This window comes from Psychrobacter sp. 16-MNA-CIBAN-0192 (assembly GCF_040309565.1).
Taxonomy (GTDB): Bacteria; Pseudomonadota; Gammaproteobacteria; order Pseudomonadales; family Moraxellaceae; genus Psychrobacter.
Window position 1 is genome coordinate 84,715 of sequence record NZ_JBEOOX010000011.1, and the last position, 13,230, is coordinate 97,944.

Sequence of the window (13,230 nt, forward strand, 5' to 3'; positions counted from 1 at the left end):
ATAAGCATAAAAAAGCGCCGCTATAGGCGACGCTTTTTTATATGAAAAATGAGCATATTAATAGTAACGACATTGGCTTTTTTCAATTTCAGGGCTTTCTTTATGAATTTTAAGCAGTATCGCCACCATAATTAAGCTGATTAACATCGATGAGCCACCATAACTAAAAAACGGCATGGTCAAACCTTTGGTCGGCATCGCGCCCATGTTCATTGCCGCATTAATCACCGTTTGGGCAATAAAAATAATCGCAATCCCAAATGCTGTGTAGCTCATACGCATTTGCCGACGTTTTAGCGCGTTGTAGCTGATGCGCATGGCACTGGCAATAATCAGCGTCTCTAGTAACAAAATCATTGCCACACCGACAAAACCAAGCTCTTCACCGGTGATCGCCAATAAAAAATCGGTATGCGCCTCAGGTAAATGTGACAGCTTTTGCACACTCTCGCCATAACCGACTCCCGTAAACTCACCGCGACCAAAGGCAATTAAGCTACGTGCCAGCTGATAATCCGTATCTTGAATATCATCAAAGGGGTCTAAAAATGATAATGCTCGCGTCAAACGGTACTGCACCAAAGTTACCGCTAACACCCCAAGCACCCCAACCACGGCACCCAAGGCAATAAACTGCTTATAAGGCGCACCCGCAATATAAAATATCGCAAATACCGTGCCGACAATCACCACCAGCGAACCAAAATCAGGCTGCAACAACAGTAACAAGGTTAAGAGTCCAATCACAAGCGAGATACGTAAAAAACCATCCCAGCCGTTACGCACCTCAAATGAGCGGCGCACCACAAAGTCAGCAACAAAAATAATCACCACCAGCTTTGCCAGCTCAGCCACCTGAAAATTTAGAAATCCTAAATTTAGCCAGCGTTTTGAGCCATTGACGGGCGTCCCAAATAGGGCGGCGACCAATAGCAGACCGGTAATACCCAATAACACAAACTGGGTCGTCGTCTGATACAGCAGTTTAAGCGGCACCAAATAATAGGGAATAATGGCGCACACTAAGCCAATGCCCATATACAGTAACTGCCGATTAAAAAAGTGCAGCTCAGTCATACCGCGATTCAGCGCAAAAGGAATAGATGCCGATGCCACCATCAATAAGCTCAGCACCATCATACAACCGACACTGGCTAATAACGTCGCACGCGCCGAAGGTAATAACTGCTTGTCATCTGAGCCGGTCGTTGACTGCAACGAGTGGGAAATACGAGATAAAAAAGAGAGCGCCATAATTTTAGATACACTAATTTTAGATACACTAACAAACAAAAAACACAGCGTTTATTCAACGCCAGCGTCAACTTTAAAAAAATTCATACGTCATCTAGCCACTGAGTAAAAAGCAGCTCAGTAATAAATCATCAGCAAATAATAAAGTAATACTTCCACCTTGTCGGTAGGATTTAATCACTATCATGCGTAAAAACAGGATTAAAATATCCTTGTCGATTCTAAGATTAAACCCCATACTGGCAAAGACATAAGCTATGCGACAGTAGCAGTAATAACGCAGTAAAACAATGATTTATCGGCACATCCTAGCAAACATAACCGATGAGAATAACCTTTTCTATTAACTTTATTAGGGTGCTGAAATCATGTTCTAAAGATAACTGTTAACGAGCCGCTGTCTCAGCAAATTGGGTAACCAATTGGCTAAAATACTGTCCGCGCGCCTCATAGCCACTAAATTGATCAAAGCTGGCACAAGCTGGCGATAACAGCACCACTTGTATGTCTGTTTTATCACCTTTATCACTCGCCTGTTTGTTTGTTAATTGCTGAATAATAACAAACGCATTATCAAGCGACTGACATTGCTGTAACGCCACCTCACTACTTAACTTTGCAGCGCGTAAATGCTGCTCAATCTGTTCACCATCGGCACCGATACACAGCACATGGCTAACATAGCGGTTAATAAAAGGCGCTAACTCACCAAACTGCTGCCCTTTTCCTTGTCCACCTAATATTAACAGCAGTTTGCCACCTTTAGGTGTATAGACCGCCCCAAGCCCTTCAATAGCCGCCATGGTCGAGCCAATATTAGTGCCTTTAGAGTCGTTAAAATAATCGACTCCAGCAATGGTACGCATATATTGGCAACGGTGATCCAGTCCTGTAAATTGCTGCAACGTACTGAGCATAGACGGTAAAGGCAGTCCGGCAAGCTCACCAAGGGCTAAGGCAGACTGGGCATTTAGCAAATTATGGCGACCTTTAATAGGCAGTTGCTCTGCTGATAGTAGGCGCTCATTACCGCGAGCCAGATAGGTTTGTCCCTCTGTATCAATAATCAAGCCGTATTGACCGGCGTCAGGGGCATCAATGCCGGTGCTGATACAATGACTAGAATCAAGCAAGTGCGCCGCCTCTGGATGAGTCAATGTATCATCACGATTAATGACCACTGACTTCGCCCCTTGAAATACCCGATGTTTGGCTTGCTGATAATGCAGCATATCGCCATGCCGATCGAGATGATCGGGTGACATATTGAGTACGGTTGCCACTTGCGCGTTCAGATTGGTCACGGTTTCGAGCTGAAAACTGGACAGCTCAAGTACTGCCAGTTGCATATCCTTATCGGCAAGTAAATTAAGGGCAGGAATACCAATATTACCGCCGACACCGACATTGACCCCAGCATCTGCTGCCATTTGCCCCACCAAAGTAGTCACCGTACTTTTAGCATTAGAGCCGGTAATGGCAATTATAGGAACAGTACACGCCTCACAAAACAGTTGAATATCACTGACGACTGGAATGCCTGCCTGCAAAGCTGCAGCAATGGCTGGGGTTTCTAGTGAGATACCGGGGCTAATAATGATTCGTGTTGCTTGTTGCAACAACTCACTATCGATGGCACCAAACTGTCGAATGATCACTGACTCCGGCAACTGCGCTGCCAATGTAGGGAGGCTTTGCTTATCCGTTACCGCGACCTCAGCGCCTTTATTTACCAAATACTGCACTACAGATAGACCTGATTGCCCCAGTCCCACCACCACTTGTAAACCATGGGTAAATAACGGCTCAGTGATAGCATGAGTAGCAGATTCTGTTGCAACAAGAGGGATCATAGGGGTTCCTTTTATAGGGCATGGGGTACGTATAGCGTGATTCAACTTGCAAGAAGGTGCTAAAGCAACAGGGTTACAAGGTGATGTAAATCTAAGATGAGACCGTCGTAATCAACAGCACAAGCAATATATCTGGCTAACCTAATAGGTCAATATGTCAGCATGATAACGGTATCGTTCAGGTTTCGATACTGCTTTTTTGGTGCTATGTGCTATTATGCGCATGTTTTTAGTATAATTAACGAATGCTTGACGAGTATGGCGCTTGAGCATTTTATTGAAACAGCCTCTTTGAGATTTTAGTGTAGCATGTTGTGGTTCTTATCGTCTTATACGGTGCGCCCTACTCTGTCTTTCTCGCTATACCTTCTTTTTATTGTGTAAGAAGCAAGAGTAAAGACGACTCATATTTTTTACGGTCAGCAGTGCAGGTAGTTGCTACCGACTCTCATCTATTTTTACTTCTATTTTACCTCTAACGGTATACAGTTTATTTATGACATCTTTTCTTGATAACGTACGTGACGAATGGTTTTCTAACGTGCGGGGCGATATCCTATCGGGTATCGTGGTCGCATTGGCATTGATTCCTGAGGCGATTGCCTTTTCTATTATCGCAGGTGTTGATCCTAAAGTCGGATTATACGCCTCGTTTTGTATTGCGGTGGTGATTAGTTTTGTTGGTGGTCGTCCGGGGATGATTTCAGCAGCGACCGGTGCGATGGCATTGGTCATGGTAACCTTGGTCGCTGACCATGGACTGCAATATCTACTGGCAGCCACCTTATTATGCGGCGTCATTCAGATTGTCATGGGCATCTTAAAGCTGGGTAATTTGATGCGTTTTGTGTCGCGCTCGGTGGTGATTGGCTTTGTCAATGCGCTGGCAATTTTGATATTTGCCGCGCAGCTCCCTGAGTTGAATCCAATGACAGAACGAGTCGGCACGACGGTGTATATCATGACTGCAGCAGGACTTGCCATTATTTACCTATTTCCATTGATACCAAAAATTGGGCGTGTACTGCCCTCTCCGCTGGTGTGTATTGTGGGCTTGACGATTGTCGCCATGTATATGAATTTAGACATCCGCAATGTGGGCAGCATGGGCGCGTTGCCAGACTCGCTACCGATGTTTTTATTACCGGATATTCCGCTGAATTTGAATACGCTAGTGATTATCGCGCCGTATTCTATTACGCTCGCGATTGTTGGACTGCTTGAGTCCATGATGACCGCTACTATCGTCGATGAGCTGACCGATACCCCAAGTAATAAAAACCGCGAATGTCGTGGGCAAGGTATTGCGAACGTGGTAACGAGCTTTTTTGGTGGTATGGCAGGTTGCGCGATGATTGGTCAGTCAATGATTAACGTTAAATCTGGTGGACGCACGCGCTTATCGACCCTGATTGCTGGTGTGGTACTACTCATTATGGTGGTATTTTTAAGTGAATGGGTCAGCCAAATTCCAATGGCAGCATTGGTTGCCGTGATGATTATGGTGTCGATTGGTACTTTTAACTGGCAGTCTATTCGCGACTTTAAAACCCATCCGATGTCTTTTAATATCGTCATGTTATCGACCGTATTGACCACCGTTTTTACCCATAATTTGGCTTATGGCGTAGGCGTTGGTGTCTTGCTTTCAGCGTTATTCTTTGCCAATAAAATCGGGCAATTCTTAACCGTACTTAGTGAGTACGATGACGATAATAATACGCGCTACTATTATGTTCAAGGGCAGGTGTTTTTTGCCTCAACGACCCAATTTTTACAAAGTTTTGATACTAGAGAAGCACTAGACAACGTTCATATTGATGTCAGCCAAGCGCACTTTTGGGATGTCAGCGCCGTCGATACGCTTGACAAGCTGGTCATGCGCTTGCAACGCGAAGGCATTGATGTCAAAGTGGTTGGACTAAATAACGCCAGCCGCACGTTGATTGATCGCTTCTCTATTCACGATCGCCGTGATATTGGCTTACTTGATTAATCCGTTTCACTCACTCATGTCTTGCGACGATTTTTTATGATTAAAATGATGTGGTTATGTTATGAGTAATTTGAAACCTGATAGTGTGATTGCCTGTTTAGACTGCCCAGAGCATGTGCAGGCGGTACTGGACGCCAGCATGTGGGCTGCTGTACGTTTCCAAGCGCCCATTGGCTTGCTCTATTCTGTGCCAAGTCTGCAACAAAAAGCCGCGATTAATTATTCAGGTTGCTTAAATATTGACGATGAAAGTGCCTTGCTGGAAGAATTTACCACTAAAGAGCATTTAAGCAATTCAGAATTAAAAGCACAAGGTAAACTCTTGCTGCATCAAGCAGCAGTATATTGTAAGCAATATCATTATAAGCGCCCTATTTACACCCTACATCGGCACGAGCCACTGGTTGAAAGCTTAGATTATGTCGATGAAAAATCCCAGCTGGTGGTCATCGGTCATCATCTGACCTGCAAGCTGACCTTAAGTGAGCTGGTGCGCTTAAGCCAATGTCCGGTGCTGGTGACTCCTGCCCATTTTTTAGCACCAACCACCGCTTTATTTGCCTTTGACAATCGCCCAGCCTCTCATAAAATGCTCAACTGGCTGTGTAAAACGCCCTTAGTACGTGCACTAACCATTCATATCGTCATGATTGGCAAAGAAAACGCCACAAACTGTGATGCCCTGCGCGAAGCCTATGCCCGCTTAAAACAAGCTGGGATTCAATGTAAAAAAACTCTAATCGAAAGTCGCGATGTCAGCGCCGCGCTCAGCTATTATCAAGAAGAGCATCGGATTGGATTATTAATGACTGGTGCCTTCGGTCAATCACGCCTGCGCGAATTTCTACAAGGCAGTGATACCAAAAAACTTCTGGGCACCACCAAAATACCTTATCTCCTATTTCCTAAAGAGTCATAGCCCTCCCTTCTACATCGATACCCCATGCTTAATACTCTACATTTCTATGCTTAAGTGGCTGTTACGTTTTAGCAAATCATCACAGTATAGTCATCCCAAGCAGATCAAAATTCGCTATAATAAAATTCTAATTTTTGCGATTGTGTAGGCAAACCTGTAATATCATGACTCTTTATTAGACTGATATCGGACAATAAAAAAGCTACTTGGATGTCAGCGCAGGACTCATACGACGCATGCAAAGGTCTGCACCAGACAGCCCCACTATACTTATAAGGAAATTCTGTATGAAGCTCATTACCGCGATTTTAAAACCCTTTAAGCTCGATGACGTACGTGAAGCATTGTCTGATATCGGCGTCAAAGGCGTCACCGTCACCGAAGTAAAAGGGTTTGGTCGTCAAAAAGGACATACTGAGCTTTATCGTGGTGCAGAATACGTAGTAGATTTTTTACCAAAGGTTAAAGTAGAAATAGCCGTTGTTGATGAGATGCTAGATCCAGCAATAGAAGCCATTACGCGCATTGCTAGTACTGGTAAAATTGGTGATGGTAAAATCTTTATAACCAACTTAGAACAAGTTATTCGCATACGTACCGGTGAAACCGGCTCTGACGCGATTTAAACTGGTAGCCAATTTCTTAATGGCAATCTTTTCATGATAGCTTTTTGATGACAGCTTTTTAATGACACTTTTTTCATGTTAGCTTCTTGATGACAGCTTTTTAATAAATAGTTTCTTAATAAAGACACGCTAAAAAATTAAAAATATCTCATTAAAAACCCCGCACACCAATCGGTATGTGGGGTTTTTTACTGGCTATTTTTTAAGACTCATTTATAGCGCTAGCATTGAAAATAATAAATAAGGTACGACGTTCACACTCTTATTTCTTTTTCCACGTTTGCGTACGGGTAAATGGTCCTAAATGACCTTTTAGATCCATTGTATCGCCTTTAACTGTCGCAGTCATACGATAAGTTTTATTCTTTGCCGGATCCGTAATCGTACCACCGCTATATTTGCCATTACCATCGGCTTTTAGACCCGCAATGACGGTCATACCGACATACTGTTTGCCTTTGGCGGTATTGGCTTCGACAAGTTTACCCGTTAATACGCCATTGGATTCGGTGATTTTAACCACCCCTTTTGGCTTACCGTCTTCGAAGGTTTGCCAGCTGGTATTGGCTAACGGGTCAGCGGCAAACGCCATGGTTGCCATACTGAGACCAGCAACCGTTAATACTGTTTTAGTAAATAATTTCATATATCGACTCCTTTCGTACGATGAGAATATAAAATATCATGTGAGAATAGCAAAGCCTGTTCATTATTGGCTTCTAAAATCATTAAAGACAATCAGTAAAGACAACTATTATTTCAACAAATGTAATGTTAAATAACGATATGGCTTAGCTATCTATGCATCTCTTCTATTCATTATAAGCAAATTCCAAGTTTTGCTCAGTAGTTTTTTATAGACAGATGTTGCTATAAAAATAAAACTATATCAAATAGTTACAAGAAAGGATTGTCTATAGTCTCATCTGCACCGTCATTATTATTTTTTGACAGCACATCATTTTTACTATAGTCAGGATTATCAGTAAAAGCTTGCAAAATTCGACCACTAAGGGCGTGCAATTGTTGCGCTTGCTCATAGCCAATAGTATTTAGCTGCAAGTCAATGTCACCGTAAATGATGACTTTATCAGTTTGATTTTCGATAACCAAATCACCAATTTGCATGCTTTGATGATTATTAGCAAAAGGTTCAATCATTTGTTTCCCCTATTTTTCAAAAGCGCAATGAACTACTTATTCATATGCTTTTTATTTAAACTCTTTTTATTTAAATGCCTTTTATCTAAATAATAAGCTAATGAACAAGTAGTTTACCATTGGTTATTATGCTTGTAGTTGCGCCATCAACCAATCAATAATGGCGACAACAAAAAGTTGCCAACTTGGTTTTTCTGCTGGCGCATTAGGTGCATCTATCTTTTCACCTGCCTTGAGTGGCAGCATCATAGACTGCGCTTTTACTTGGCGATCGAGTACCGGCAAGACATCAATACCTATTCGCGCGGTCAGCTCATCAACACTAATAATTTCTATCCGTTCAGACTCGTCATTGGGCGCATAGTACACGCCCGCGCTATTGATCGCAGGGATATAAACGGCTTTAAAAAAGTGGCTTGGTACCAATACCCGCCCTTTGAGCCGTTGTAATTTTTTATCGGTAAAGGCGACGCCGGTGATGGTATACGTGTCGCCATATTGCTGAGTCAAGTAACGCGTCGCTGATTCAATATTGCGCCAAATATAGCGATTGTTACGTGGTGACTGGGGGGCAATATTAGCAAGGCTAAAGCTATCATATTGCTGATTGCGGTTTGCCATATCGCCATTCGGCGCTAGATGTCCACGGTCAAAGCCAGAGCCTGAATAATCCGCTAATTTGGCGCGCGCAGATGTCGGCAATCGGCTTTCTTCATGAAAGCTGTCTTCGCGATCAATCTGTTTGGCTTGTTGCAACCGCTTGCGAGTTAAATGCTCGGCTGACCATAATGGCGTACGCGACACATCAGAATACATTACCGCAAAGCCATTAAAACATAATGCTTGGGTATCTTTGCTCAATTTACTATTGGTAAATTCTGGATAAACGCCGCCATAAAAATTCTGACTACACTGGGATAAGTCTTCCGCCTGTGCCGGTAAAATACTGATACATAGCCCAATTAGCATTGTTATCACAATTAGGCTGATACGGCTAACTTGATTTAATAAGGACAGCTGCGGGGTACTCTGTTTTTTTTGATCGTTAATACTCACATCACTTCTCATCTAACCCTTCACTCTCTTTGGCAATACGCTATCGTAGCAGGCGCAGATAGATAATGAAAGACGCAGCTATCTGCTATATATTTCTTAATTGGCAAACGCGAGTCGTGACATTGCTGCTACTATCGGCTATACTAAGCCGTCTAAAATAACAGATGTCTGTCAGTATCGCGTCATCCTAATGACGTGCAACACATTGGCAGCAAGCAGTTATCAAACGGTGAAGTGGGTGAGTGGCTGAAACCGCACGCCTGGAAAGTGTGTATACGTTAATAGCGTATCGAGGGTTCGAATCCCTCCTTCACCGCCAATCTTATAAAATACTAGTTTTCCTATCTTGTCCCAAACACTCCCATATACTCTCGTAACCCTTTATAAATAACGCGTCTAGCGTTTTTTTTAGGTCTATCGTTTTCCCAAGCTGTCCGAACATAACCCACCTATCCCGTGGCTTGTGTTGGTCTATCTGTTGGTTTATGATTTCATTAGACCTCAAAAAGAGCAACATCTAAGCATTATGATCCAGCTTTAGACCAACGTATTTGTTGTGTCACTTGATTCATATAGCTTACAGCCATAGGGAATAGACCAACATGTTAAGCGATAGTAAGATCCGTAAGCTTAAACCAAGTGAAAAATGCACACCTGCACGTCCTGACAAATACAGTGACCAGCAAAGTTTACAGCTATTGGTACGCAACACAGGCACAAAGACATGGACAAGCGCTTATCGATTCGATGGTAAGCAAACGCGTATGACTCTTGGCACTTACCCCATCATGTCATTAGCTGAGGCCAGACAAGCCAATACTGAGATTAAAGCATTACTTGCAGAGGGTAACGACCCAAAAAACAAAAAGCGTCAAGACAAGCTTGCCAATATCCACGCGCAAAAATTCAATGACTACGCGTTAGACTGGCTCGCTGAGCGCCAGCGTAACGTCAAGCCTCGTACTTATCAGCAAGATTACAACCGTATGTATAAAGATGTGTTACCCCATTTTGAAAGCATTGCGCTAAAAGATGTGAGCTTTGAGGATTGCAGATCGATGGCGAATGAAATTGAGAAGCGGATAAATAAAGAAGGTGAGCCACCACGCGAAGTGACCAGACGAACAATTGATTTAGTTGCTAATGTCCTAAGGCGTGCCAAACGTGAACGTATCATTGAGCAAAACCCAATCGATGATCTAAAAGCGCTTTATCCTAAAGCAAAAAGTAAACACATGAAGCATGTGGATATTCATGAGCTACCTGCCCTACTCCAAGCTATCGAGGGCTATCATGGTCACAATCAAACTAGACTGGGTATGAAATTCTTAGCTTACTCATTTTGCCGCACCATTGAGCTACGTATGATGAAATGGGCGCATATTGATTTTGCTAATCGTCTATGGCGTGTCGATATAGATAATCTTAAGATTGCGCGTAAACATGTTGTTCCTTTATCAGATCAAATGCTAGCAGTTTTGAAAGATATGAAACCCATCACCGGACAGTATGAATACGTGTTCTACCATACTGGTATGCACAAACCTTATAGCGAAGAATTTATCAATAATGCTTTAGATATTCTTGGCTACGCTGGTAAACAAACAGGACATGGCTTTCGCCATATCGCCTCAACTAACCTAAACGAGCTTGGCTACATGGGTGATGCCATCGAAAAGCAGATGGCTCATGACAAGAAAAGTAGTATAAGAGCAGTATATAACCACGCGCAGCATTTAGAGGAGCGTCGCAAGATAATGCAGGTATGGGCAGACTTCTTAGACTTACTTAGGGATAAAGGTGAGGTGGTAGATTTCCAAACAGCTCGTCAGCAGATTGAAAAATCAATGGATATCAAAAAATACGATAGTTTACAAGATGCTGATAAACATGAGCTAATCGACGCCCTTGTTCGTAAGGGCGTTAGCATAGATGAGCTAAAAGAATTGATGAAAATTTAGCTTCTTTATTTAGCTTTATTATCACTGCTTGCATAACCTGCTAAGAAGGTTTTTTTACATATTCCTCAATACACTTATTTATAAATTTATCTATTTCAGCCTTGCTGTTCCCTGGGAGTTTATTCAGTGTATCACGGCTCTTCTTGCTCAATTTAACAGTGACTTCATTACTAGAGAGAACTTTATCAGAAGGTTCTTTTCGACTCCGCCATGCATTTTGCATTTTGTTTAAGACATACCCTCTTTCAGAGTAGCTACTAGCTAAGTTAGTTAAAAACGGTGGATTCTCTACATTTGGAATTCTATCTATACTCGCAAGTATTAGCTCATATTTTTCTTGAGTAGTTTGAGGAAAGAACACCCTCTTGAGAGGAATATAACTTTCCGTATCTCCATCTTCTTTGTTCTGCTTCTTTTCATCACCGTTATCAGCTATATATCCATCTTTTTTACTTTGTTTTTCCTTTTCCCTTCTTTTTTCTTTTTCAAGATAGTCGTAAGCCCAGTCGATCTGATCAAAATCTGAGGAGATAATCCATTTGATATCTTGATTGCTCACATGGTTATCAAAGTATGTTGTTTTAACAAATTCGATGTTACGACTTCTATTAGCTTCCTCAGGATCTATGACAGAAACTAACTGATATATAGGAAGCTCATATTGATGATTAAATCTACGAGGAAAATAACGTAAGTAATCAGAGACGGCTTCTAATAGCTCTAGCTCCCCTTGGTAAGTTTTGCCTTCAAACGCGTCCTCAAAGAGACTTGCTAAGAATAAAGATCGACGTAAGTTATTTCCGAACCACTTGATATAATAATCTGGAAGTAACTTATCATTTTTATATTTAATAAGATCATTAAATCTTTGCAACGGATCCTTGTATTTATTTAAATATAAATGTAGTAAATTTATATAATCAACATCATCATAATTTATTTTATTCCAACTTCCGTTTACTAAAAAATCTTCGATACGCAATAATATTTTTGCACTATGAACATCGATCTGATTCAATCTTAAATTGAACTGCTCTCTTATTTTGTGCTCATACTTCCTATCTTTAACCTCTAAATCTATAGACAACTTACCAAGGCTAAACTCTTCATAATCCATTAAATCTTGAACAATGGGATAAAACGTATTACCGTCATAAGTTTTCGGCAATCTACTCATATGCTAAATCCTTATACTAAAAAGATGGAATAAACTTACTAAAAACATAGGCTAAACATGGCAAAACCATGGATTTACTATCGCAAAACACTGGCATGAAATCGCTGTGTCGTAATAGAATAAAGGTTTTTTTGATCTTATACGTTAGATATGACTACGAACTATCCTAAAAACGTAACTTCCCCTTTTATCAAACCTCTCAAATTGAGTAACCCTCCAAAAACTGTTACCACGATACGTGGGCGTTTTCACAGTATTGCTTTGGTTTGCTTAGTGGGTTATTACTATTATATAGTGATATGACACACCAGCACCACATCTACTTGAGTGGACCCTTAGCAGCTATACGTAGAATTTAACTCACCATCCTGAAGATATGAAACCACATATCACAGGAGCAATGTAATGAGTTATCAAACCCAAACGATTAATCAATTACTGACAGCAGTCGACAAAATTGTAGACGATATCTTAAACGACAAGCACAATAGTATAGACCCATACGAAATAGCCTTAGACTTGAATGAGCTATATCCAGCAATGATGCACCACCATCGCTCTACGCTGGTTTATACGGAAACCATAAAATGGTTTGTAGCAACTGGACAAAAACTGAAGGGTGAGTACTACCCTTCAGAGATAAAATGGAACGATGAATCTGCGCAACAGTTTATAGATGAGATAAAAATATACTTGCCTGAGTATCATTTGAACAAAGCGAGTTTTGCCCTAAAAGAAGACAGAAACACTAAATCGCTAACTACATATTTGAACGATCTCACTGAGCATTACGGACGACTTTTATTTGTGAGAGTTGACTTGCACTATCGTATGGATGGTATAGGCGAAGACAGCATTGATAATTTTAATGAACATATGAAGGTATTGCTAAAGCGGATAGAGAAAACGAACGGTTGCTTTAAAGATCTGCACGGTTATGCATGGGCGCTTGAGCAAGGTTATAAGAACGACTGTGGTTTACATTGTCACCTGCTACTGATGTATGACGCTTCGAAACATCACAAAGGAAGTTACTTTGGTCAAGCAGTTGGTGAAAAATGGGTCTCTATCATTAAAGGACAAGGGCATTACTTTAATGCTAGTAATCCAAACCATGTTAAAGGGTTTGCAACACTAGGAAAAAGAGGTGTGTGAACCGCCCCGGTATTGTCGGAGGCTCAACTTTCTGAGAGAATACGACAATGAAAACACGAAACTATACCCCCG

The 13,230-nt window shown here is 41.6% G+C and carries 11 protein-coding genes and 1 tRNA gene; 6 read left to right on the plus strand and 6 right to left on the minus strand.

Features of this window, described 5'->3' with window-relative positions; translation table 11 throughout:
- Window positions 1-57: 57 nt before the first annotated feature.
- Together ftsW and murD are read right to left on the minus strand one after the other, a co-directional pair.
- Window positions 58-1,254 (minus strand): putative lipid II flippase FtsW, encoded by a 1,197-nt coding sequence (gene ftsW / locus AAEY78_RS09665; protein WP_352339133.1) that lies wholly within the window; start codon window positions 1,252-1,254, stop codon window positions 58-60.
- 386 nt (window positions 1,255-1,640) lie between these two features.
- On the minus strand, window positions 1,641-3,107 hold the full coding sequence (murD, locus tag AAEY78_RS09670) for a UDP-N-acetylmuramoyl-L-alanine--D-glutamate ligase (protein WP_352339134.1): 1,467 nt from the start codon (window positions 3,105-3,107) through the stop codon (window positions 1,641-1,643).
- 496 nt (window positions 3,108-3,603) lie between these two features.
- Here murD and AAEY78_RS09675 point away from each other — a divergent pair, with 496 nt between their 5' ends.
- From AAEY78_RS09675 to AAEY78_RS09685, 3 genes are all read left to right on the plus strand, one after another.
- Complete coding sequence (locus AAEY78_RS09675; protein ID WP_352339135.1) at window positions 3,604-5,103, plus strand: SulP family inorganic anion transporter; 1,500 nt, start codon at window positions 3,604-3,606, stop codon at window positions 5,101-5,103.
- A gap of 61 nt (window positions 5,104-5,164) precedes the next feature.
- Window positions 5,165-6,022, plus strand: a complete 858-nt coding sequence (locus AAEY78_RS09680) for a universal stress protein (protein WP_352339136.1) — start codon at window positions 5,165-5,167, stop codon at window positions 6,020-6,022.
- Between the two features lie 287 nt (window positions 6,023-6,309).
- Window positions 6,310-6,648: a P-II family nitrogen regulator gene (locus AAEY78_RS09685; protein WP_352339137.1), complete on the plus strand. Its 339-nt coding sequence runs from the start codon at window positions 6,310-6,312 to the stop codon at window positions 6,646-6,648.
- Between the two features lie 262 nt (window positions 6,649-6,910).
- On the opposite strand, the gene AAEY78_RS09690 is transcribed toward AAEY78_RS09685, so the two are convergent.
- From AAEY78_RS09690 to AAEY78_RS09700, 3 genes are all read right to left on the minus strand, one after another.
- A complete protein-coding gene (locus AAEY78_RS09690; protein WP_352339138.1) occupies window positions 6,911-7,294 on the minus strand; it encodes a DUF2147 domain-containing protein in 384 nt (127 codons plus the stop codon).
- 251 nt (window positions 7,295-7,545) lie between these two features.
- Entirely contained in the window at window positions 7,546-7,809 is a 264-nt protein-coding gene (locus tag AAEY78_RS09695; RefSeq protein WP_352339139.1) for a hypothetical protein, read from the minus strand.
- A gap of 126 nt (window positions 7,810-7,935) precedes the next feature.
- Complete coding sequence (locus AAEY78_RS09700; RefSeq protein ID WP_352339140.1) at window positions 7,936-8,865, minus strand: DNA/RNA non-specific endonuclease; 930 nt, start codon at window positions 8,863-8,865, stop codon at window positions 7,936-7,938.
- 228 nt (window positions 8,866-9,093) lie between these two features.
- On the opposite strand from AAEY78_RS09700, the gene AAEY78_RS09705 reads away from it, so the two are divergent.
- Both AAEY78_RS09705 and AAEY78_RS09710 read left to right on the plus strand, forming a co-directional pair.
- Window positions 9,094-9,184: transfer RNA gene (locus AAEY78_RS09705), tRNA-Ser, on the plus strand.
- Between the two features lie 283 nt (window positions 9,185-9,467).
- The gene (locus AAEY78_RS09710; RefSeq protein ID WP_352339141.1) at window positions 9,468-10,826 is read left to right on the plus strand and encodes a tyrosine-type recombinase/integrase; all 1,359 of its coding nucleotides are present in this window, start codon (window positions 9,468-9,470) and stop codon (window positions 10,824-10,826) included.
- Window positions 10,827-10,866: 40 nt separating this feature from the next.
- Here the strand turns inward: AAEY78_RS09710 and AAEY78_RS09715 are convergent, their stop codons facing one another.
- The gene (locus tag AAEY78_RS09715) at window positions 10,867-12,003 is read right to left on the minus strand and encodes a hypothetical protein (protein WP_352339142.1); all 1,137 of its coding nucleotides are present in this window, start codon (window positions 12,001-12,003) and stop codon (window positions 10,867-10,869) included.
- Window positions 12,004-12,408: 405 nt separating this feature from the next.
- On the opposite strand from AAEY78_RS09715, the gene AAEY78_RS09720 reads away from it, so the two are divergent.
- Window positions 12,409-13,158 carry a YagK/YfjJ domain-containing protein gene (locus AAEY78_RS09720; RefSeq protein ID WP_352339143.1) on the plus strand — a complete coding sequence of 250 codons (750 nt, stop codon included), beginning with the start codon at window positions 12,409-12,411 and terminating at the stop codon, window positions 13,156-13,158.
- Window positions 13,159-13,230: the final 72 nt, after the last annotated feature.